Genomic DNA, 24,433 nt, shown 5'->3' with positions numbered 1-24,433 from the left:
CTGCGTTATCTTACCTGTCGCATCAGCATATGCTTGATTGACATTTGTGATTAACTGGTTTTGACGATTTGTGTTTAAACCAGATTGATGAATTTGATCGATTGTTGTCGTCTTAACCGTATCTAATTTAGCAATACCCTTGTTCTTGGCAGCTTGTAACTTAGCTGCGTTATTAACTAAGGCAACATCAGTTTCACCATCATTTTTAGCTGTATTAACATCGGCAACACTTGTTGCATTACTAATAGTTCCTTGGGCACTTGAAACAATCGTTGCAATTTGTTCCTTATATGCTGTCTTTTGGTCATTAGTTAAACTGCTATTTTTATCGATTGCATCATTTGCTTTTATTGCATCATTACTAATTTATTGAAGGGCATCATTCTTAGTGCTTTGCAACTTTGCCGCATCACTGATAGTCGTGATGTTAGTAATACCAGTCGTTTGTTCTGTTTTAACATCATTGGTATTTGTTGCTTTACTAACAGCTTCTTTAGCTGTTGAAGCAGCTGTCGTGATTTGTTCTTTAAACGCTGTTTTCTGGTCATCAGTTAAGCTTGCATTAGCGTCAATCGCATCACTAGCTGTTTTGGCTACTTGATCAATTGTTGTCTCACTTGTAGTTTGCGCATCATGTAAAGCGTTGACCTCTAAAGTAACCGTTTCAGCAATCTTATTAATTGCCGTTACACCGTCATCAGTATCACTATTAATGGTTGTAATTACTGTATCTAAATTGATTTTACCCACGGCATCTTCATAGGCTTGATTAACATTTGTAACCAGCTCATTTTGACGGTTTGTACTTAACCCTGATTGAGAAATTTTATCAATTACTGATAACTTAGCTGCATCTAATTTAGCAATACCATCATTCTTTGCCGCTTGTAATTTGGCTGCCTCACTGATAGTTGCAATATTGTTAGCCCCAGTTGTTTGCGCGTCACTGACCATAGTGACATTAGTTGCTTTATCAACAGCATTTTTTGCCTTTGTAGTCGCATCAACTAATTGCCCTTTATACGTTGTTTTTTGCTCATTTGTTAAGCTAGTATTATTATCAATAACATCACTGGCACTTGTTGCAACTTGATTAATTTCGTTAACCGCATTGTTTTTAATCACTTGTAATTGTGCATCAGTATTAATAGCATTTATAAGTTTTTCACCATTTTGTTCAGCAATTGTAGCAGCAGCAGTCGTTGAACTATTTTCAATATTACTGATAGCCTCACTAAGCATCTGACTTATTTCACCTTTGTACCCACTAATTTGACCGCTAGTTAACTTATCATTATTACTAATACTATTAATCACCGTATTGGCCATTGCTTGCAATTTACTGATTGCTGCATCCTGACCATCTCCTAAGTTAATAATACTTTGAAGTTGATTTAATAGGTTTTGGTAAACTTGATTATTGTCGGTATTTGCAGTGTTACCAGTATTTTTTAAATTATTAATAGCAGTATTGGCATTGGCGTCAATCATATTACTCAATTTCGTTTTTTGATCACTCGTTAAATTACCTAGTTGATTAATATGAGTTTTTGCTGTTTCACGATTGTTATTAATGTTATCAGTCAGTTGTGACACACTTAGAATACCCAAATCACCATTTACTGAATTACTATTAACAAAATTAAGTGTTGCGTAAGTATCAATAGTTGCACCAGGAGACATTTGATTAACATCGTCTACAGGAATAGTAAAAGTAAATTTATACCCTTTACCATTCGAATCCTTGGTCGTTGCAGCTTGTGCAGCATAAATGACAGCATTATCGCTACCGTTTTCGCGCCAATATGGACTTGTTAATTTATTACCCGCAATTTCCTTACCATTGACCGCAGCATGAATAAATGCGCCCGGTATATCTGTATAGCCAGTGATTGTTTTTGAACCATCAGAATTTGTTGTAACTGTTACTTGATTATCAACAATATTAACTGGATCATTGTTTTGTACAAATTCCAGTGTTGTAACCGTCGGATCACTACCAATTTGGTTCAATAATGAAATTAAATTATTTTCATCTGCCTGGGTTAATCCGATAATATTTTTACTATTATCAGCTGTAACTGAAATTTTCCCACCATTGGCAGTAAAACTAATCGTCTTAAAGGGACCTGTTGTTGTCGAATTAGTCTTTAAACGTGCTTGTGTCAAAGAAAAGTTACCATTTTTTACCCATTGCGCATTGGTATTATTTCCCGTATGCAGCATAAAATCCTTAGGATCCTGTATAGAAACATTACCACCAGTATCTAGCAAAATAATATTACCTGTACCACCAGTTTTATCGTCTAATGAAATCTTAAAAATACTATTATTTAATCTAGCATTACCAGAAATTTTAACTAAAGTACCTGCAAACGAACCCATATCATAACCATTAACTTGAAAGGTTGCGCCACGACCAACATTTAATTGGCCATTGATGTAAACAGCTGTATTACCAACTTGGACACCATCCCCATAACTACTAATATTACCAGTCACATTAACATTGACCTTTGCACCAGCGTTAATGTTAACGATCGTATTACTGTCAGTAATATTAATTGCCGTCACACCTTGCGCAGAATCTTGGCCAGCATTGATATTTAACACGGCGCCGTTTTCAACGGTTAGGACGCCCTTACCTGACATATAAATACCACTAGCCTTATAGCTCCACTCAGCTGAACCATACCAACCACCACCATTATCATGAGGTGTTAAAGTAACATTAGCTCCCTTTTTTATGGTTATACCACTACTATCACCTGTCATACGAATAACGGTATCCCGATATGATGAGCCATCAAAAGTTGAATCTGTATCAAAAATGATATGATCATTGGTTCCAGTAAATTCCAACACTTGTTGTGATGATGCACCAACGCTGACAGTCGTGCCGTCAATTGGACTAACATAACTATCAACTGTCTTCATTGTATTTTTACCTTGAAAAATAATCGTTGTATTAGAAGCGGCATAAACTAATTGTGCACCGCTATAACTGGTATTTCTAAATGTAATATTTGCTTGATTAGTTGTAAATAGGTTATACGTATCAACAACACCATAGTATGAATTTCCATACAAATCTAAGTTTTCATAAGTTAAATTAAGTTGGCCTTTGGGATAAGCAGATCGGTAATCAATCGCATAACGTCCACCATCATTTGACCGAATCAATAGGGTATTGTTAGCCCTATCGGCAATCGTTATTGCTCCACTGGCTGTTGCTAAAATATTCTTATCGATAATGATTTCATTGATTGCCTTGTTTCCTAACGCATTCACATAATCATTCCAATTTGAAACATGCACACTTGATGTTGCTTGCGCATCTGCTTGGGCTGTCACAGTAGCTTTTGTAGCTGTCGTTGAACTACTTGCGACATTGTTTTGCTTATGATTGCCTGAATTAGGTGATGCATTATTGGCTGATGAGCTAGTTGTAGCAGCCGTGCTACTTGGGGCACGTACTGCTGAACTAGGTGTATCAGCAAAGGTATTATGTATCTGCGCAGCTGAATTAGATGTTTGACTAACACTATTTTCTGATGCGCTAGTAGCTGAGTTAGCGTTACTTACAGGTTGTGCTGACGAAGCCGAACTACTTGTCGCAACACTGCTTTGCGTAACGGGCTGACTTGATGTTGCAGTTGATGATGCGACACTAGTTACTTGTGAACTCGATGTGGCACTACTAACAGCCTCACTTGCATGACTTGATGCACTAGTTAAATTAGTTTGTGAATCATTTTGCTGAGCATCAGAACTGCTTGTACTTTCTCGCATACTAGCTGCTGAATTAGCGGTACTATTGCCATCATTTACTGATACTGCTGAACTTGGTACTGCTTGCTTATTTTCTAATGTAACTTGTGATTGTGCAACATCGTTCGCATTACTAGTATTAATGCTACTGTCCACGCCAGCATCTGTATTAGCGACATCTGCATGAGCGTCGTCAGTTGCCAAACCCAATGTTATCAGCACCGTCATAACTGATATACTCGCAAATACCCACTTTTTCCCATCTTTATACATCTTATAATGTTCTTTGACATTGTCCATTTAACTAATTTCCCCCTAAAAAATTCTTTTATGACTAGTTTAGGTCTTTTGTTTAGAAACAATCATTATCAAAAATGAATAATTATATCTTAAAAGTTATCAATCTAATTAAAGTTAAAAAGCATATAATTAAATTACAAATAGCAAATAAAAATATTTTATAATAATGGCAAATAAAATTTCAAAGCAAGTTATTACCAGACAAAAAAAGACCAGAACATTTATGTTCCAGCCTCTATGACTTAATCAATTATTTTTTTACATTTATATCAATTGGTGCATCAACTAACATACCACTTGAATTTTCATCAAGATTAGCAACAATTTGAATATGTTGTTGATGGTTAATGAACGTTACTGGCGCATCCCCACCATACTCACCATCAAGATTGATCATAATCTTATCATTCTTCAATGATGAAACTTCAACACGGTTAGACTTAGCGTAAATCAAATTAGGATTGTTAACATGCTTCCCTTTCAACACTTCAGTAACCAAGTTTAGGATTTCAGCAAACTTAGTTGTTTTAACAATCAAAAGGGTAAACTTACCATCATCTAATTTAGCATCAGGGACAATTTGTTCAAAACCACCCACTGAATTAGTTAGTGCCAAGAAGAACATGGCTGACTTACCATTGAATTCACCATCATCATACTTCACATGAATATCAATTGGCTTGATACTTGTCAACATTTCAGCACCCTTAACGAGGTAAGCCAAATAACCATACATTGACTTTAACTTTGAAGGAACTGAATACGTTAATTCTGATAAAGAACCACCCGCTGCAATATTCACAAAGTACGAATCATTTGCTTGACCAATATCCATTTTGGCAGCATGCCCCTTTAAAATAACACGAGCAGCAGCTAACGGATCTTCACGCGGAATATGCAACGCACGAGCATAGTCATTGGTTGTTCCAGCCGGAATAACGGCCATCATTGGGCGCTTGTCTAATGGGGCAATTCCATTAACAACTTCATTAATCGTACCATCCCCACCTGCTGCAATGACTAAGTCAAAGCCATCTTTAGCAGCACGCGTCGCTTCATTCATTGCTGAATTGGGTTCAGGTGTTGTTGCAAACGCACTTGTTTCATACCCGGCTTGTTCATAAACATCTAAGATATCAACTAAATCACGGCGAATTGCTTCACGACCAGAAGTTGGATTATAGATAATTCGTGCTCGTTTCATTGTAATATGCTCCTATAAAAAATATGTATGAGACGGGACGCAGACATCCCGATCTCCATTATTTAACCACTATTATTCTGGTTTACGTGCTTGTAATCCAGCCATCAATAACTTATTAACAACTGATGGGTTAGCACTTCCCTTAGTTTGCTTCATAATTTGACCAACTAAGAAGCCAACTGCACGATCTTTTCCATTGTGGAAATCAATAATTGATTGTTCATTATTATCCAAAACTTCATCAATCATTGGTGTCAAAACAGCTGGATCAGATAGTTGCTTCAAACCATTCTTTTCAACGAATTCAACCGGATCATCACCCTTAGTGATAGCCTTGAAGACTTTCTTAGCCATCTTTGTTGAAATCGTACCATCATCAATTAGCTTGATCATATTAGCCAAATGCTTTGGTGTTAATGGTGTTGCTTCCAAATCAGCTTGTTGCTCATTCAAGAAGGCATTAACGTCACCCATCAAGTAATTAGCTGCACGCTTAGGATCAGCACCTTCAGCAACCGTTGCATCGAAGAAATCAGACATTGCTAAGGTTTGTGTCAAAACTTCAGAGTCATAAACTTCTAGACCAAGTTCATCAACATAACGTGCCTTACGATCTTTGGCGGCTTCTGGCAACTTCTCACGAACTTCTTCAATCCAGTCATCAGTGACATGAATTGGAGTCAAATCTGGTTCTGGGAAGTAACGGTAATCATCAGCCGTCTCCTTCACACGCATCAAAACAGTTTCACCCGTTGCTTCATCGAAACGACGTGTTTGTTGCTTGATGGTACCACCAGACATGTAAATCTTAGCATGACGGTTTTCTTCAAAGGCTAATGCTTTACGAACATAGTTGAAAGAATTCAAGTTCTTCAACTCAACCTTAGTTCCATATTCCTTAGATCCAACTGGACGAATTGAAATGTTGGCATCAACACGCATTGATCCTTCTTGCATCTTAACATCAGAGATACCCGTAAATTGGATAGCTTGACGCAAAGCCTCTAGATAGGCATATGCTTCGTCAGGTGATGAAATATCAGGCGCACCAACAATTTCGATCAATGGTGTTCCTTGACGGTTCAAGTCAACGTATGAATAGCCATCAGTACCGTGCGTATTTTTACCAGCGTCTTCTTCAACATGTAATTCAGTAATTCCAATACGCTTCTTTTGACCTTCGAATTCAATCTCTAACCAACCGTTACGCCCAATTGGCTCTTGTTGTTGCGTAATTTGGTAAGCTTTAGGATTATCTGGATAGAAGTAATTCTTACGATCCCAGTGCAAATCACGCGTAATATCAGCGTTCAATGCAAGTGATGCCATCATACCGTATTCCAAGGCACCCTTGTTAGCTTGTGGTAGCACACCAGGATAACCCCAATCGATAACATTGGTATTGGCGTTAGGTTCGGCCCCATATTGTACGGGAGAAGGTGACATCGCCTTAGAGTTTGTCTTTAACTCAACATGGACTTCAAGTCCAATTGTCGTTTCAAAATTTGGCACTGCCATTAGTCCTTACCTCCTGGTACTTTTTCGAATGAACGTGTTGCTTGCTCATAAGCATAAGCGGCACGATAAATGGTTTCTTCTTGATAACGGTTAGCAATTAATTGCATACCGACTGGCAAACCATCAACAAAACCAGCTGGTACTGACATACCCGGCAAACCAGCCATGTTAACTGGAATCGTCAAAACGTCATTCATGTACGTTACTTCAGGATCATCTTGGTTAGCACCAAAGTCGTAAGCAACATTTGGTGTGGTTGGTGCCACAATCAAATCGTAGTCAGCAAAGACCTTTTGGAAATCATCATTCATCAAAGTACGTACTTGAGCGGCCTTCTTAAAGAATGCATCATAAGAACCAGCTGATAGCGAATATGTTCCAAGCATGATACGACGCTTAACCTCATCACCGAATCCTTGTGTACGCGTTTGAACATACAAATCATCTAGATTCTTTACATTTTCAGGACGGAAACCATAACGGATACCATCAAAACGTTGCAAGTTTGATGAAGCCTCAGCAGAAGCTAGAATGTAATATGCAGCAACCCCATATTCGGTATGTGGTAATGATACTTCATCAACTGTTGCACCTAACTCACGTAGCTTGTCGATACCGGCACGCACAGTGGTTTTAATATTCTCATCAACCCCACCAGCAAAGTATTCTGTTGGTACCGCAATCTTCATTCCTTTAATATCACCATCTAAATGAGCAGTGAAGTCTGGAACTTCTTTATCAGATGATGTTTGATCGTTGGCATCTTGGCCGGCCATTGCTGCTAAGACACTCGCATTATCTTTAACTTGGCGTGTGAATACACCCACTTGATCAAGTGAAGATGCAAAGGCAATTACACCAAAACGTGATACACGACCATACGTTGGCTTCATCCCAACAATACCATTAAAGGCTGCTGGTTGACGAATTGAACCACCCGTATCAGTTCCTAAAGCAAATGGTACTTCACCAGCTGCAACTGAAACAGCAGAACCACCTGAAGAACCACCAGGAACCTTCGTTTGGTCCCAAGCATTCTTAGTTTGCTTATAATATGAAGTTTCAGTTGTTGAACCCATGGCAAATTCGTCCATGTTCAGCTTTCCAACCCCAACGGCACCGTGATCACGCAAACGTGAAACGACCGTTGCATCATAAATTGGTGTAAAACCGTCCAAGATTTTTGAAGCAGCCGTCGTTGTGACATCCTTGGTCATCAAATTATCTTTGATACCATATGGGATTCCTGACAAAACATTATCAGGATCAATACCAGTTTCGTCAATTGCTGCAGCTTCAGCCAATGCCTTGTCGGCCATCGTTGTCAAAAAAGCGTCATACGTGCCATCTGTTTGTTCGATGTTTGCTAAGGTTGCTTTTACTAAATCAACAGCTGTAATTTCTTTGTTAACAAGCTGTTCATGTAACTTTTCAATATCTGTATGCAAAAAATCCATTAGCCTTCTGCTCCTCCATCAAGAATTGCAGGCACTTTAATCAAAGTGTCTTGGTGCTCTGGTGCGTTATGTAACAATTCTTGCGATTGATGAGCATTCTTAGCTACATCATCTCGTAATACTGTATGCATCTCAGTAACTGAGTATGTTGGCTTCACATTTTCTGTATCTACCTCAGCTAACGTTGTCACCAAATCAAAAATTTTACCTAAATGATCTGTAAACATGTCAGCTTCTGAATCTGTTAAAGCTAACTTTGCTAAGTTAGCCACATGTTCAACTTCTTCACGCGTAATTTGCTCGTTTGCCATGTTAATTCCTTTCATGCTTTGATATAGCTATTTTACCAAAAGATTTTATATTTAGTATATGTCATCTGACAAATTTACAGGATTATTATGGACAATAAACCGTAAGCCCTTTGGATAAAAGTTTTTCATTTGTCGATTGACCAATTTACCAAACCCAACGCCATTACCATTCAATTCTAATAAATACCAACCATTTACTAAATCAGTTGCGTTTTGTGGCAACATAAATGTATCACCATGCACATATTGGCGCCATTCATCATCTGTCAAAACGTACCGATTGGTAAAGGCATCAGGATGCAATGCTAATGCCAAGGCTAAGCTTGGTTCAAAGCGTTTCTTTTTAAAAGTTCCGAGATGTAATCCGGCTCGCAACACTTGTAAACCTTTTAAATCAGGTGTTCCATCTGGTAAAGCATATAGTTGATCACCAAATGTTACTAAAACGCCTGGCTGATAGGTAGGCAACATTTGGGTTTGAAATTTTTCCCAATACTCGTGTTGTTCAGCCGTTAAATTCGTTTTAGCCAATTTTTTCTCTTTTACTGTTTCAACCTCATCTGGTTGATAAATCAATTTGGCCATAAAATGACCTTCACCTGCAACAAACTGTGGGAACAAACGGACCGTTTTTGTTAATTCTGGATTATTATCAGCCCATTCTGGACGACCATCTGCCATGCCATCATGTTTTGGCACATCGACTAACTGAAGCGCTGGGTAATTTTCCAATAACCAAGCAATAATTTGCTCATCTTCCTCTGGTGCAAAAGTACAAGTTGAATAAACCAAGGTACCACCTGACTTTAACATCTTCATAACTTCCACTAGGATTTCACGCTGGCGTTTGGCATTTTCAGCTGGATAATCTTTATGCCAATATTGCATAGCATCTGGATCCTTACGAAACATCCCCTCGCCTGAACAAGGCGCATCAACGACAATTTTGTCAAAATACTGCGGTAATTGTTTCGACAACTCTTGCGGTGAATGGTTCGTTACCAATGCATTTTGAATACCGAAACGTTCAACGTTTTCACTTAAAATTTGCGCACGCTTACGAAAAATTTCATTAGAAACTAATAAACCTTGTTGGTTCATAAACGATGCCAAATGAGTTGTCTTACCACCTGGCGCGGCCGATAAATCAAGGACACGTTCCCCTGGTTGAGGATGCGTTAACTCACCAACTAATTGTGCTGACGGTTCTTGCGAGTAAATCACACCGGTTGTATGGTCTACAGAATGGCCCTTAGCAGTTCCGTAATAACCCCACTGTCCCCATGGAACACGTTTGCTTGCTTGTGTATCATATAAGCTTTGATTGGCCTTTAAGGGATTCACACGAAAAGCCTTAACAACTGGTTGATCAAAGGCAGCAAAAAAGTCACTCGCCTCATCGCCCATCAACCTTTCATATTTATCCTGGTAGTCTTTTGGAAACTCCGCCATTTAATAAACTCCTAATTCAATATAATAGCTTCATTCTACACGTTTTTATAAGCTTAAAAAAGTATTCCGTCAGTATAAACGGGTTTATATAATTTTAGCTAAATATTTAGCCAAACCATCTTCTTCGTTTGTATACTCGGTAATGTCATCTGCTACCGCTTTTAACTCAGGATTACCATTTTTCATCACAATGCCATGCGTTGCGTACTGAATCATTTCATAATCATTCATTTCATCACCAAACGCATAAACATCATCGTGACTAATATCAAAAGCACGTTGTAAAATCTGTAAGCCGGTATCTTTCGCTATCCCAGCTGGTACCACTTCCAAAACGGGTGACGTTGCACCCCAGGTTTTGACAGTCACCCGATCAGCACCATAACGATTCGTCACATATTGCTGAATCTTATCTTGATACGCATCGTTTTGCGCTTCAATTAAGATTGAATTAATGTTTTTAGTTAAATTCAAACGATTTAACATTTGCGTTGTGGCATCCCCCTGTGGAAAGAAAAAAGCCTCTTTCTTATTTTCTGGCGCAACTAAACTATTCGTCCAAACTTCAGAACGATTTTCAGCTACAACTGATTTAATCGCCATATCAGTAGCATTTTCCAGTAAATCAAACGCAATTTCACGATCAATATTATATGAATATTCATGAGACCATTTTGTGTTAGGAATCTCACCCAAAGCCCCATTAAAATTAATCATTGGTGATTTAAGGCCAAGCTGTTGGTAAATATCCATTGATAACCGAACGGGACGTCCCGTTACAATAGCCACAATATGACCAGCCTGTTGCATTTTTTGAATCATTTGTTTAGTTGCTGGCGCAATCTGACCTGCATCATTTAAAGTCGTATTATCCAAATCAATACCGATTAATTTACGTCCCATTATCACCGTTCCTTATTTATTATTTTCATTCGTAACTTGTACAACCGGTACTAACAACTGACTGTGTTTCGTGTCAATTGCATAGGTAATATTCTGATTACCACGGACGGTCATTTCAAAATCAGTACCATAAATCACCACACCTAATTGGTGACCTGCTGTTAATTGATATAACGTTGGTTGTAAGGTTAAGGTCAAATCAACATATTCATTGGCTTGTAGGTCATTAACCCGCCAAGCATTTTCACGATTTTGCATATTAATATGACCAATCGTAATCATCTTAAATGGCGTTGCTTTCGCCAATTCAAATTCGACTAATGATGTCGGCTGCCAATTTTGGCCACGATCAATTTGGCTACCTTGAGGCACTGGCTTGGTCGTTAGGCGCCGTCCGTCACCATAATCAACTAACATTGCACTTACTAAACCAACATTTGCTGAAGATTTAATGCGTAATTGTAATGAAACTTCGCCATCAATTAACAAATCATGCTTTTGTTGTGGTTGTAAAAACATCACACGAGCATGATCTAAATCATGTTTATCACGATTCATCATCAATGAACGCCAAGTTTGATAATCTTTACTGAACGCAGTTTGTGCTTGCTTTGTTTGTTGATCAGTATAACTAACTGGTGTTGGAACATTTGCCAACGAAATTGGTGTTGGCACGACTTGACCCCAACTTGTGACAGATTGCCAAGTATCAGGCTGTTGGTTATTTTGCCAAGTAATATCAGGTAGCTGCTCACTGGCATTATTTTTTATATCATATAACTTATAGCTTAACCATAAATTCATCTGATCACTGAAATCTAATGAACGGTTATTATTAATATAAATATGTTGACCTTGATGCAAATACAATTTCTTAACAACATCTAATTCTTGTAATTTTTGATAGAAACGGAATACCTGACGCGGTTTAACATTCCAATCATTCAAACCATGCACCATCACCACATCGGCTTTAATATTAGGTACATCCTTTAAGTAATTACGAGCATCCCAGTATGTGTTATAACTACCACCAGTACGATCCATATCTTGCAAGGTTTGTGCTTGCTTAGCCGTCCATTGCGCCTTGGTTCGGTGCCAATCACCAGCATCTTGCATTCGTGAGTAAACTAATTCGGCAAGCACATCCATATCTTCACCAGGAAAACCACCAGGTGCGATGGTCAATCCATTATCACGATAATATTGATAGAAATCAGAAATGGCTGCCTCTGAAATAACCGTCTCCAAACCAGTGACACCAGTTGTTGCGACTGCTGTTGCTAGGGTTCCTAAATATGACTTACCAGTCATGGCAACTTTGCCATTGGACCAACTAGCTTTAATAATCATACCACTAGTACGGTCAGTAAAAGCCCTACGATTACCGGCTAACCACTCAACCACGGCAGCCATACTCTTAACTTGTTCAGGTGAACCTGTATCTTGTAGACCATCAGAATAACGCGTTCCAACCCCTGATGAGTATGCAACCGCAAAACCACGCGACAAAAAGTAATTATTTAAATCAACATGTGACGTTGGATAAAACGTTTCAGTTGCTTCGCTTGCTTCACCTTTTTGATCATGAGCTTGCAAATCTTTACCTGATTCAGGTTGATAAGCAATATCTTCATAGGTTAAATGATTAGGCTTCTTACGTTCCAAAGGCACATTCACATTGTGCATTTTTTTATCACTCAAGACATCATTTGTACCTTGGTAGTATGGGGATGCGGTAAATAATACGGGCACTTTTTGATCCGTTGTTGGTCGAATAATATCAACACGCACTAAATCCTTCACGCCATCATCATCGGTATCTAAATCTGTCTCAACATAGACCGCTTCCTTTTTTAATTGTTTGGTATCAAATGTCACCATCGCTTTACCATTAAAGAAAAGTGACTCATTAGTTGCCGCAAAGTAACCATGACTAGCCAACAAATCAATAAATTGCAAACCGTTCTTGGTGTGCGTTGTTAATAACTGATACCAAGCGCTTAGTAAATCATCAGATGACCAATTACCAGCTATGTCAGCCAATGGTAAGCCAATTGTTTGCACAGCTTGAACTGGATCAGCTAACTGATAATCCACTTCTTCCGTAAACTCTAATAATTGCAAAGCAATCGCATCAAATTCTGACATCGTTAATTGCTTGCTATCCTCTAAAAATTCAGCCAAATCTTGCTGATCATTAACCATATAATCATCAAACTTATTTGATACTGCCGTCGTTGTTGCAGCTTGCATTAATAATGCTTTAAATAAAGCAACTGGTCCTTGCTCAGCAGCTGTTTTAATTTGCTCATTATAAAAGCCAATTGTAGTTAATTCTGCTAGTTTTTTTTCAAAAGTTGTTTCAATTACCCCAAATTGATTTATTTTCATATACATGTCTCCATTTCAATGCTTACATTATAACAAACATTAAAACACAATGAGAATGACTTTATCTACTATGCAGTTGAAATAATACTTTTTTAAATACAAAAAGAGATTGGAACAAACGAAAATGTTCCAACCTCTATAGCTAAAATTATTTGAATTATAAGTCAGCTTCAACCCGCTTTTGTTCTCGCTCTCTTTAAACGCGTTCTCAAAAGCTGAACCTTCAATATAACGTCATTGGCTCCAATTATGTCCTGCGCGTTGCTCCGGCCACAATTGGTCTCAACAACATTACACACCGAATCCAAAACGTCTTTTTTCTCGCTCTCTTTAATTAATTTTGCTTTGAATCTCTAATAACAACCGTTGAATTTTTACCAGTAATCTGCAAAGCCTTCTTCTGGTCACCGGTCACATAATCGATATCACCTGAATCTTTACCATTGATGTTAATATCAGTGTTATGATTAGTGACCTTAAGGCCTGGTACATGGCTATCTTGCAACCTAATTTCAGTATTATTACTGTCGATATGGCTTGCTTCTTGTAAAGTTAATTGGTTAGCTCTAAAATAACCATCATCATCATTCATATGCAATTGCTTTGCGGTGACATTTTTTAAACGATAGTTACCTGATTCACCACTAAATTTAAGTGACTCAGTTGCGATATTATTTAGACGAACACCGCCATAATAATTTGTAACATTTGCATCCTTTGCAGTAACCCCATTATTAATCACACCACTACCATCAGTTCTAATTGATAGCTTATCTAATTTAACCGACTTAGGCACTGTTATCGTGATGTTCTGATTCGCTGTATCAATACCAATCATTGGTCGTTTGCGATCATGCAATGAAAACTTTAATTCATCATTATTTGTATTAATATTAAAGCTCTGAATATTTGTTCGCTGACCAGAAACACGCCAACTGTCACTATCACCCTGTTTTAACTTAACCAAGCTATTACTACCACCATTAATGGTTAATTGCTTGTATTCATGATCAGCCAAAGTTTGATTAAATTTATGAACTTTAACAATCTTGGGACCATCATCCCATGTTACTGAAGTTTTGGCACCTGTAGATAGACCAACCACAATCATCACGCCACCGACAACCATGACACTACCACCTGTAATTAAATATGTTTTTAATCCCATTTTAGCGTGCCTCCTTAGCATTATTTTTGCTTAGGTAACGGTTACCTATCCACTTGACAAACTTCACTAACATTTCAAATAACCAACGGGTCAAACGCCAAACAATTGGAGCAAAGAAAATAACCAGGCCAGTCATTAACAAGCCAATTCCCATATAAAAGACACCAGTTGATACCGACTGAACTAATAAAATCGCACCATTAACAAATGCTAAGAGTCCTCCGGCAAGCACACCGACGATACCAACATAAATACCAAATAAAATACCTAAAAAGCCCAAAAATGCACCCAATAAAATGCAAATTAACATCAAGGCAACTGGTATTAATATTGGTGAAGCAAATAATCCTAAGATAATTAACCAAACCAAGTTCACTCTATTTTTAGTACGTGTTCCTGGTGTAATGTTGTCATCCGCTGTTTCGTCGCTTTCAATAAAGTATTCAATCTTTAGCGATCGGGCAAATTGTTTCGGCGTACCATATTTTTGTTCTACTTCATCCATCGTATAACCAGCATCTAACATTTGCTCTTCATAAAATTGCAAAAGTTCTTCACGTTCATCAGATGGTAAATCTTTCAAATATGATCTAACCTTATCTAGATACTCTTTAATCATCCTTCTCCTCCAACAATGAATCAACGGCCTCCCTAAACGATGCCCATGCTTCACTAATTTCTGTTAAATGCCTACGGCCCAAATCAGTTATATGGTAATAACGACGATTACGTCCCTCGAATGGCTTATCATACGTTTCTAAATAACCATCCCTTTTTAACCGTCTAAGAACCGGATACATGGTTGATTCACTCACCCCTAGCAACTCTTGCATAGCTTTAGTAATAATGTACCCATATGTATCCTCTTTTGTTAATACTGACAAAACTGAGCCATCTAGCACCACTGTCGGTACCTGTATATTCATGGCTACGCTCCTTGTTTTTACATGTTATATTTCATATACCATTATATTATATGACATATAATGGTGTGTCAATAATAATTTGTCCTTTTTTGACAAAAAAATACTCGCAAGTACGCAACATACTTACGAGTATTTTATGACCAATATTAATTAAAACATCATGCCAATTGTTTGGAAGATTAATTGAATATTCAAGACCGTCAAGACAGTAAAGACAATCCAAGCTACCCAAGTCATCCACTTTGAATTAGCGAAATCTTCACCCATAATCTTCTTTGAAGATGTAAAGTAAATTAATGGTGCCATAGCGAATGGCAAAGCAACTGATAAGAATACTTGTGAATAAACAAGTAATTGATCAAGCTTACCTTCATCACCACCATAAATTAAGGTAAAGGCAACAACGGGAACCAAAGCCAAACCACGTGTAATCACACGACGTAGCCACATTGGTACCTTCAAACGAAGGAATCCACCCATGATAACTTCACCAGTTAGAGTTCCAGTAATCGTTGAATTTTGACCTGATGCCAACAAAGCAACGGCAAACAAAGTTGATAATACTGGCGATGCAATCGCACCAGCAATTGAGCTATCACTCAAAGCATTGTACATCTGTCCGAAAGTTCCAACAGAATCACCATGACCAAAGAACAATGATGCTCCCAAAATCAACAAGAATGAGTTGATAACGAAAGCTAATGACAATTGGATATTTGAATCCCAAGCCATAAAGCGAACGCCTTCTTTAAGTTCTGCTTTGTTTTCACGATTAACTTTACGTGTTTGTGAAATTGAAGAATGCAAGTACAAATTGTGTGGCATAACCGTTGCACCAACAATTCCCAAGGTCATAACAAGTGGTGAATCAGCACCGTGAATACCATGTGGACTTACTGCTTGTAGTTGTGGTAAATAACCACCAAACAACTCCACAATGTTAGGATTTGATGAAATAACTAGATAACCAAAAATTACTAAAATAGTTAGAATGAGTGTAACAACAATTGCTTCAATCTTTCGGAAACCAAACTTCATCAACAATAGTAGCAAAACAACATCTAATGCTGTTGTCAAAACTGATGCAATCATTGACCAACCGAATAGCAAGTGTAGCGCAATTGCACCACCAATTACTTCGGCAATATCAGTTGCCATTAAGGCCAACTCACTGATAATCCATAAAATGATACCACCAGTTTTGTTAGTTCTTTTTCTTGTTGCTTGTGCTAAGTCTTCATGCTTAACCATTCCCAACTTACCAGCCATATATTGCAACATCATTGCAATCAATGATGAAATTAAAACAACTGATAGTAAGGTATAACTATAAGTAGCTCCACCAGTAACTGATGTTACCCAGTTACCTGGATCCATGTAACCAACAGCAACTAATGCTCCTGGTCCAGAAAATGCCCATAGTTTACGCCAAAATGAACCACCTTTAGGTATTGCTACCGATCCATTCACGTCGCCAAGACTATCATCATCAGCTGCGCTTTGAACAAGGCCCTTCTTTTCTGTCACTTCTTTTTCAGACATGACAAACCTCCTAAGATGTATTTAATACCGTTGCGAGGTTACCCCAGTTTACTATTTACTTTTTTGTTCATAGTGCTAAATAAAATTCATAAAGATTTTCGTCCAACTTGGTTGTTGAAAGCTTATGACTTTCACTTAACTAGGGTGCCCCCACCCGCAACAAACAGTCTACTCGTAAAACATACAAAATGCAACTATTTATTTTCTTTATATTTACTTTTTTTATACATTATCATTAAAAAGTTCATCTAATAATTAATTATAATTTTTCTGTAAACAAACTAATTATCAAGAGCAGTTTAACTAAAACTATTCATTCATTGTAAAAAAATCCGAAAGTATAAAAAACTTTCGGATTATCATTTACTAACGTTTATTTAATTTACTACTATCTTAATGTTTCAGCCATACCAATCAATAGCTTACGCATAAATTGGTCACCAGCAACCAAATATTTAGGATGCGATTTACGTCGCAACATTGCGCCCACTTCACCTTTAGTAACTGTAAAATCAGCGGCTTGCCAAAATGCTAATAAGTCTTCAGTCGTATATGACATCGCAATTTTTAATTTTTTAATCACAACATTATTAATATCATTATCACGTTGCATACTATAATCTGCCGGCGCAATTGAACCATCAGCATTCTTTTTATGCCCACGTTGTGAAACAATTAAGCCATTCATAAACTTTTCTAAATCATGACGAGATAACTGAGCGTCACGCGGACTATCCTGTGTTGGCTTTGCAATAATTTTCAAAAAGTCATTTTTACTAAGTTCCAACCCGCCCAATTTAAAAATAGTCATCATATCTTTACTATTAATATTAAAAATATACTGTATTCGGCGAACAATATCGTTGTTGTGCATATAATTTACTTAACTTCCTTCATTTATTTACTGTCATAATAAAAAATTGTTTATTTTACTAATAGCTTAACTAGAAAATAAACAATTCTATTTCATTTTATCCCTTAAGGATTTGATCAATTTTGGCAAGTTCTTCTGCTGATAATGTCATATTATCAGCAACTTTAACATTGTCTAACAAATGGTCTACTGAAGAAGCACCAATCACAATTGATGGTACTCGCTTATCACGTAATAACCATGCCATCGCTAACTGAGCTAATGTTTGACCACGATCAGCAGCAATGCTATTTAATGCATTCAACTTAGCAACTGCTCCTTCTGGGTCTTCTTGAATAAAGGCATTTGTTCGATGCAAAGGCATATCAGCTGGAATACCATCTAAATAACGATCAGTTAGTAATCCTTCAGCCAACGGTCCATATGCAATTAACCCAGCATGATGTGCATCTAATGTTGATAACATGTTATCTTCTTCTGCTTCACGATTAAACATATTATATGACATTTGATTACCAATGAATGGTGTATGTAATTCATCAAAAATCTTAGCAATTTCAGCAACTTGTTCAGTTGTGTAATTTGATACACCAACGTACAAGGCTTTTCCTTGACGAACTAATAAATCAAGCGCTTCAGCTGTTTCACGTAAATTAGTATTTGGATCCCAGCGGTGAGCGTAGAAAATATCCACATAATCTAAATGCATACGTTGTAATGATAAATCAAGAGCTGCTGTTAAGGTCTTTTTACCTGAGAATTGACCCAAAGGACCTGGCCACATATGATAACCAGCTTTAGTGGTAATCACCAACTCATTACGATAAGGCTTTAAGTCTTTTTCGTAAACAGCACCAAATGTTTCTTCAGCAGTTCCATTTGATGGTCCATAATTAGAAGCATTATCAAATGAAAAAATACCATTATCAAAAGCTTTTAAAATGACCTCACGTGAATTAGCAAGTGGTTTTTGATCACCTAAATTACGCCAAAGACCAAATGATAGTGCTGGTAAAATTAACCCTGAATCTGAAATTCGTCGATATGGCATAATATCATAACGATTATCAGCTGCTGCATAAACCATTCTTGTACCTCCAAATTTTTTATAAAACTAATTAAAAGATCTTAACATCCGGATTATTCTTTGAACGCAACAACACATCTATGCGTTCATTATCATGAATACGTTGAATTGCTTCGGCAAGTAAAGGTGCCACTGACAAAGTCGTAAACTTAGGGCTTTGCTTAGATTCTGGAATTGTAATTGTATTCGTGAAGATAATCCGTTCAATATTGTCATCGTCTGCCAAATTTTGGGCAGCATTCCCTGACAACACTGGATGAGTTGCGGCAACATAAACACTAGTTGCCCCATTAGCTAATAACGCACGCGCCGTCATCTGAACACGATAACCAGTGTCCACAATATCATCAACAATTACTGCCGTACGACCCTTAACATCACCCACGATTGCATCTGGTGATTCTGGTTTGGTCATGGCAACATTATCATTAACAACACCCCATGGTGCACGCAAAATATCCGCAAACTTACGCGCACGACCAGCACCAGTGTGGTCTGGTGAAACAACAACTAGATTATCAGTGATATTACGGCTGTAGAAATAATCTGTTAGTAATGGTGCTGCCTTTAAATGATCTACTGGAATATCAAAGAACCCTTGTAGTTGTTCAGCATGTAGGTCGATTGAAACAACGCGATTAATCCCGTTCATTTCCATTAATGATGCAACCATTTTAGCGGTTATTGGCTCGCGCGATTTTGCCTTACGGTCTTGTCGTGCGTAACCCATATATGGAATAACTAAAGTAATTTGTCCTGCTGATGAACGTCGCAATGCATCAACAATAATCATAATTTCCATAAAAGCATCGTTCACTTCTTCAGCAATTGGTGCGATAACATAAACATCATCACCACGAATACTCTCTTGAATCCGTTCATAAATTTCACCATCTGCAAATCGTTGAATATCAACGGGTGTCAATGGTATGTTTAGCTCTTCAGACACAGCTTTTGCTAGAGTTGGATTAGCACTTAACCCTAACAATGTTATTTTAGATTCCACGAACGAATGCCTCCATTTCTCATAACTACTATTCGTCCCTTTTATTTTACCAAAATAAAGCCTTTTACGATATGTTTTCTCTTTATAATATGTCCCGTATTTAAAATAGATTGGCTTTTTATTTGCAAATTACAGCATTTCCACCTATACTTATACAAGCGAATCAAATAAGCTGGGGTGCCAAGAGCTGGCTGAGAAAATACCCATAGAACCTGAGCAAAGTAATTTTGCTAGGGAGCTTCTTGTTTATTATCAAACAGTAAACAAACCCCAGTACACGCAGGCATCTGCCTGAGTAGTTCTGGGGTCTTTTTTTGTTACCAAAGCTTCGGCGATTCGATCATATTATTTTAAGGAGGTTTGCAATTATCATGCAAACAGTTAACGAATCAAAAGCCAAGTGGTCTCTTAGAGATGTCATCTTTTTGGCGATCATTGCTATCTTTTTCGGGGTTATCTTTGAGTTATGGAGTGCTGCCTACTATGCGGTTGCTGCTACCCCATTAAAGCCATACGCCAATGACCTAACATTAGGTGTTTGGCTAATGGCCGGTCCATTGGCAGGTGCTGTCCTACAAAAAGTTGGTAGTTCTGTTCTTGGTGAAATTTTAGCTGCCGCCGTTGAAATGTTACTTTTCTCAAGCTGGGGAGCTGCTAACTTAATTTCTGGTTTCGTACAAGGAATTGGTACTGAAATTGGTTTCGCCGCAACTGGTTACAAGAACTGGGGCAAGCTTGGTATTACATTGTCTGTTATCACAACAACAATCGTTACCTTCATTTGGGATCTATTTAATAGTGGATATGCTGATTACAAGCCAAGTTTGATGATTACTCTATTTATCATTCGTTTAATTTCAGCAGGATTCTTTGGTGGTGTATTAGTTTATTATATTCAAAAGTTAGTTGCCAAGTCAGGCATTCTAAAACATTAAGCTTATGACAAAATTACAAGTCGACAATTTCAGTTTCGCATATGATGAAAATCAGCAAAACGTTTTAAACAACATTAACTGGATACCTGAAGCAGGTTCATTTAATTTATTAATTGGCCCTTCTGGTTCGGGAAAGTCTACTCTGTTAAAAGCCATGGCTGGTTTATTACCAAAATTTGGTGGTGTTATTACTGGTGGCCAAATTCTATTAAATGATGAAAAAATTCAACCAATTGTGCCATTTGAGCGTGCTAAGCGAATTGCGATGTTATTCCAAAATCCAGATCGACAATTTGCCATGCGCACAGCACGGCTACAATTAGTATTTGCTCTCGAAAATTTACAGTTGCCGGTCGAAACAATTCAACAACGTGTGCCTGTAGCTCTTGATGCTTTACATTTAAATGACATTGCCGACCAAAGTTTATTAACCTTGTCAGGTGGTGAAAAGCAACGCGTTGCGTTAGCCATTGTTTTAGCTATGGATAGCGATATTATTTTGTTGGATGAACCATTTGCTAGCGTTGATCCAAGTGCCCGACTAACCTTATTAGATGATTTGAAAAAGCTCCAAGTTGAACAACATAAAACGATTATCATTTCTGATCATGATTTATCGGGCTATGAAAACTTGGTTAACTATTTATACGAAATCGATACTAAAACAGGTACATTAGCACCCCAACCATTAACTAAGTTAACGAATTTGCCACCGATTACCCCATTTTATGGTGTACCTAAGCCAAATGGCCGACTAGCTTGGCAACAGTTAACTTTAACGGTTGGTAAAGATCGTGTTTTGTTAGCTAATAACTCATTTAGTCTACCTAATGGTCAAATTGGTTTACTTTCTGGTGCAAATGGGATTGGTAAATCAACCCTATTTAAAGCATTAGGACATCAAATGAAATATTCTGGTCAAGTTATGTGGGATGACCAAGATACAGCCAAAACAAAGCTAAAGAATTGGTCAAAACAAGTTGCTTTAATCTTTCAATCTGCCAACGATCAATTTGTGTCCATGACAGTTACTGAGGAGCTCAAATTATCACAACAACACAGTTTAGCAGCTGACTATTGGACAGACGAACGTATCAAATCGTCATTAACAAAACTTCACTTAGATCATTTGTTAGACCATGTTGTGTATCAATTATCTGGTGGTCAACAAAAAAAGTTGCAAGTCTTAACAATGTTAATCATGGGACAACCGGTACTATTACTTGACGAACCATTAGCTGGTTTAGATAGTGATTCCGTTCAAGTTGTGATGACGCTCATCAAAGATAGCATTCAAGCTACTGAACAGAGTGTTTTAATGATTTCTCATCAACGAAATGGTTTAGCTGCTTTCATTGATTACGAATTAATCTTTAAAGATCAAACATTAACACCTGTTGGGGAGGCACCACATGTTTAAACTAAATCCAACTATTTTAGTTGTCATTATGTTAGGAATTGGTATTGAAACCTCTTTTGTGCGCTCAATTATTTTAAATGGTGTTGTTGTCTTAATTAGTGGTATTTATCTCCTAATGCAACGACCAAATTTGAAAATTGTTGGTTTAATGATTTTAATTTCAATTCCTGTCGCCTTTGGTACTTGGTGGTCATTTATTGCTTTTGGTACTGGTGATACTCATCATCTTGCCTTAGTATATGCAACACGTTTATACGCCTATCTTTTCTTAGGTTCAGCTGTGACATTAACCGTGCCAGTCAAAGATTTATTATTTAGCTTAAATCAACACGCTAAGTTATCAAGTACTTTCACATACGGCTTACTAGCTGCGTTTAATCTAGTCCCCCGTGTGCGTCGCCAAGTGCAGATTATCCGCTACGCCGGTGCTTTGCGCGGGGTTACTTATCATTTGTGGCAACCACAAATCTATTTCAAAGCAATCCTCAGTGCCCTTCATTGGTCAGATGATTTAGCAATCGCTATGACCTCGCATGGCTTTTCAGAAGGATTTCCACGTACACAATCTGTTAAGACGACCCTGCCGAAATGGCAATGGGGCCTAGCCTTAATTCTAATCGTGCTTTATTTAGTTGTTGCGATCATGATTAAGCCTTGGTAATGAAATATTAGGCTCTATACTTTTTAGCGTGAAAGTAAAAATTTCACGCTTTTATTTTGCTCTTTTTCACAATTAAAAAGACACCAATAAAAATACCGGCGTAAAATATAGTTGTCCACACAATAAGAAACGAGGTATTTATCGATGTCTATAAATGATTCTATCTTAAATTCAGTTGGTTTGACAGATAAAAATATCAATTTTTTAATTTCTAATGACGGTACTTTTAATGAGGTGGTTCCTAAAGGACATGATCATCACTTAGTATTGCGCTATCGTGCAAGTTTAAATACACTGCCTGAACGTTGCCCTAGCTGTGGTTGTCCCTTGTTAGATAACGTTTATTTAAATGGTAAAGATACAGCCGATTATCAATTACCCACAGCTAATGGTTTTGAACAAGTACTATCCGTTAAAAAACAGCGTTATCAATGTCGTAATTGCCTTAAAAGTTTAATCGCTCAATCATGTGATTTTATGCCACGTTCTAAGATTACACGTCCATTACTTTATCAAATTATCGATTTGGCTAAACGTGATATTTCTGAAAAGGAAATTGCACACATCTTACATTTATCTACTAGTAAAATTAATCGCTTAATGAATAATGCTGCTGAAGCCTATCAAACTAACTACGAGCGTGCTTTGCCTAGTGTCATTTGTGTTGATGAAATTCGTTACGCTAAAAACCAATTTAGTTTTGAAATGATTGATGGCCAGACCAGTGATTTAATTGAACTATTTTCCAAACGAACTGGTCCTAAAATTAAAAAGAACCTTTCCAATTACGCCCTAGCTAATCGAGAGAATGTTCAATTTGTTATCACCGACATGAATGCAAACTATCAAACACCTTTACGGACAATGTTTCCCAATGCTCAATTGATTATTGATCGTTTTCACATTATTCAACTGGCTTTAAAAGCTGTTCAAAGTACACGTATTAATTTACAACGTAGTTTAGATAACCATAAAAGTCGTATCTATAAACTGCTCAAAGCAAACTGGCGTTTCTTTATTACAGATGAAAATCGTTTAAACTTCCAACAGGCACGCTGGTTTAGAGGTATTAACGAATTTATGTACCCACAAGATGCATTACGATTAGTATTTGATATTTCTCCCAACTTCAAACAGACTTATGAAGTCTATCAAGCTGTTTTAAATTCCCAACGTCATCGTGCCTTTGAAGACTTTCAAACAATTTTAGAAAACTATCAATTTAACCATTCCGCAATGGATTCAGTTATTAGTAGTTACAAAAAGAATTTAAAAGGCATTAAAAATGCCTTCCTAAACAACTACTCAAATGGTCGTATGGAAGGCATCAATCGTCGTATTAAGCAAATTAATCGTACATCTTATGGCTTTCATAGTTTTAAAGCTTACGCTTTAAGAATTCGCTTTGAACTATTTAATCACCATGCATTACAAAATACTTTTAATTGCTTATTAATAAGCAAAAGGCCCATAAATCCGATGTAGTTAACATCAAATTTACGAG

Annotated in this window: 19 protein-coding genes and 1 pseudogene; 4 read left to right on the top strand and 16 right to left on the bottom strand. The window is 37.4% G+C overall.

Annotated features, from left to right (window positions below; all coding sequences use genetic code 11):
- Nucleotides 1-237: 237 nt before the first annotated feature.
- The 16 genes and pseudogenes from ACSYSF_RS02195 to ACSYSF_RS02120 form a co-directional block, all read right to left on the bottom strand.
- Nucleotides 238-333, bottom strand: a pseudogene (locus ACSYSF_RS02195) (hypothetical protein); the annotation flags it as partial.
- A gap of 33 nt (nucleotides 334-366) precedes the next feature.
- The gene (locus ACSYSF_RS02190) at nucleotides 367-4,071 is read right to left on the bottom strand and encodes a DUF1542 domain-containing protein (RefSeq protein ID WP_489868092.1); all 3,705 of its coding nucleotides are present in this window, start codon (nucleotides 4,069-4,071) and stop codon (nucleotides 367-369) included.
- A 250-nt stretch (nucleotides 4,072-4,321) separates the two neighbouring features.
- Nucleotides 4,322-5,275: a diacylglycerol kinase gene (locus ACSYSF_RS02185; protein ID WP_489868091.1), complete on the bottom strand. Its 954-nt coding sequence runs from the start codon at nucleotides 5,273-5,275 to the stop codon at nucleotides 4,322-4,324.
- Nucleotides 5,276-5,347: 72 nt separating this feature from the next.
- Nucleotides 5,348-6,793 carry an Asp-tRNA(Asn)/Glu-tRNA(Gln) amidotransferase subunit GatB gene (gene gatB / locus ACSYSF_RS02180; protein ID WP_489868090.1) on the bottom strand — a complete coding sequence of 482 codons (1,446 nt, stop codon included), beginning with the start codon at nucleotides 6,791-6,793 and terminating at the stop codon, nucleotides 5,348-5,350.
- Nucleotides 6,793-8,250: an Asp-tRNA(Asn)/Glu-tRNA(Gln) amidotransferase subunit GatA gene (gatA, locus tag ACSYSF_RS02175; protein ID WP_489868089.1), complete on the bottom strand. Its 1,458-nt coding sequence runs from the start codon at nucleotides 8,248-8,250 to the stop codon at nucleotides 6,793-6,795. The genes gatB and gatA overlap by 1 nt, the downstream gene beginning before the upstream one ends.
- Entirely contained in the window at nucleotides 8,250-8,561 is a 312-nt protein-coding gene (gene gatC, locus ACSYSF_RS02170; RefSeq protein WP_489839839.1) for an Asp-tRNA(Asn)/Glu-tRNA(Gln) amidotransferase subunit GatC, read from the bottom strand. The genes gatA and gatC overlap by 1 nt, the downstream gene beginning before the upstream one ends.
- A 51-nt stretch (nucleotides 8,562-8,612) precedes the next feature.
- Nucleotides 8,613-10,013, bottom strand: coding sequence for an RsmF rRNA methyltransferase first C-terminal domain-containing protein (locus tag ACSYSF_RS02165; protein ID WP_489868088.1), 1,401 nt, complete (start codon nucleotides 10,011-10,013; stop codon nucleotides 8,613-8,615).
- Nucleotides 10,014-10,097: 84 nt separating this feature from the next.
- Nucleotides 10,098-10,916 carry a Cof-type HAD-IIB family hydrolase gene (locus tag ACSYSF_RS02160; RefSeq protein ID WP_489868087.1) on the bottom strand — a complete coding sequence of 273 codons (819 nt, stop codon included), beginning with the start codon at nucleotides 10,914-10,916 and terminating at the stop codon, nucleotides 10,098-10,100.
- Nucleotides 10,917-10,928: 12 nt separating this feature from the next.
- A complete protein-coding gene (locus tag ACSYSF_RS02155; protein WP_489868086.1) occupies nucleotides 10,929-13,310 on the bottom strand; it encodes a Xaa-Pro dipeptidyl-peptidase in 2,382 nt (793 codons plus the stop codon).
- A gap of 334 nt (nucleotides 13,311-13,644) precedes the next feature.
- Nucleotides 13,645-14,478 (bottom strand): DUF4097 family beta strand repeat-containing protein, encoded by an 834-nt coding sequence (locus ACSYSF_RS02150; protein WP_489868085.1) that lies wholly within the window; start codon nucleotides 14,476-14,478, stop codon nucleotides 13,645-13,647.
- Nucleotide 14,479: 1 nt separating this feature from the next.
- Nucleotides 14,480-15,097: a DUF1700 domain-containing protein gene (locus ACSYSF_RS02145; protein ID WP_489868084.1), complete on the bottom strand. Its 618-nt coding sequence runs from the start codon at nucleotides 15,095-15,097 to the stop codon at nucleotides 14,480-14,482.
- Nucleotides 15,090-15,404, bottom strand: a complete 315-nt coding sequence (locus tag ACSYSF_RS02140) for a PadR family transcriptional regulator (protein WP_489868083.1) — start codon at nucleotides 15,402-15,404, stop codon at nucleotides 15,090-15,092. The genes ACSYSF_RS02145 and ACSYSF_RS02140 overlap by 8 nt, the downstream gene beginning before the upstream one ends.
- 150 nt (nucleotides 15,405-15,554) lie before the next feature.
- Nucleotides 15,555-16,946, bottom strand: coding sequence for an Nramp family divalent metal transporter (locus ACSYSF_RS02135; protein ID WP_489868082.1), 1,392 nt, complete (start codon nucleotides 16,944-16,946; stop codon nucleotides 15,555-15,557).
- Between the two features lie 388 nt (nucleotides 16,947-17,334).
- Nucleotides 17,335-17,820 (bottom strand): YehS family protein, encoded by a 486-nt coding sequence (locus ACSYSF_RS02130; RefSeq protein ID WP_489868081.1) that lies wholly within the window; start codon nucleotides 17,818-17,820, stop codon nucleotides 17,335-17,337.
- Nucleotides 17,821-17,917: 97 nt separating this feature from the next.
- Nucleotides 17,918-18,907, bottom strand: coding sequence for an aldo/keto reductase (locus tag ACSYSF_RS02125; protein ID WP_489868080.1), 990 nt, complete (start codon nucleotides 18,905-18,907; stop codon nucleotides 17,918-17,920).
- A gap of 31 nt (nucleotides 18,908-18,938) precedes the next feature.
- Nucleotides 18,939-19,913, bottom strand: a complete 975-nt coding sequence (locus ACSYSF_RS02120) for a ribose-phosphate diphosphokinase (RefSeq protein ID WP_489868079.1) — start codon at nucleotides 19,911-19,913, stop codon at nucleotides 18,939-18,941.
- Nucleotides 19,914-20,284: 371 nt separating this feature from the next.
- On the opposite strand from ACSYSF_RS02120, the gene ACSYSF_RS02115 reads away from it, so the two are divergent.
- The 4 genes from ACSYSF_RS02115 to ACSYSF_RS02100 all read left to right on the top strand — a co-directional run bounded on the left by ACSYSF_RS02115 (nucleotide 20,285) and on the right by ACSYSF_RS02100 (nucleotide 24,414).
- Complete coding sequence (locus ACSYSF_RS02115) at nucleotides 20,285-20,848, top strand: ECF transporter S component (RefSeq protein WP_489868078.1); 564 nt, start codon at nucleotides 20,285-20,287, stop codon at nucleotides 20,846-20,848.
- A gap of 4 nt (nucleotides 20,849-20,852) precedes the next feature.
- Nucleotides 20,853-22,268, top strand: a complete 1,416-nt coding sequence (locus ACSYSF_RS02110) for an ATP-binding cassette domain-containing protein (RefSeq protein WP_489868077.1) — start codon at nucleotides 20,853-20,855, stop codon at nucleotides 22,266-22,268.
- Entirely contained in the window at nucleotides 22,261-22,929 is a 669-nt protein-coding gene (locus ACSYSF_RS02105; protein WP_489868076.1) for an energy-coupling factor transporter transmembrane component T family protein, read from the top strand. Before ACSYSF_RS02110 ends, ACSYSF_RS02105 begins: the two co-directional genes overlap by 8 nt.
- A gap of 144 nt (nucleotides 22,930-23,073) precedes the next feature.
- Complete coding sequence (locus ACSYSF_RS02100) at nucleotides 23,074-24,414, top strand: ISL3 family transposase (protein WP_489867045.1); 1,341 nt, start codon at nucleotides 23,074-23,076, stop codon at nucleotides 24,412-24,414.
- The last annotated feature ends 19 nt before the right edge of the window (nucleotides 24,415-24,433 follow it).

This window comes from Weissella sp. ESL1139 (assembly GCF_058506735.1).
This window is presented reverse-complemented; position numbering and strand designations above follow the sequence as displayed.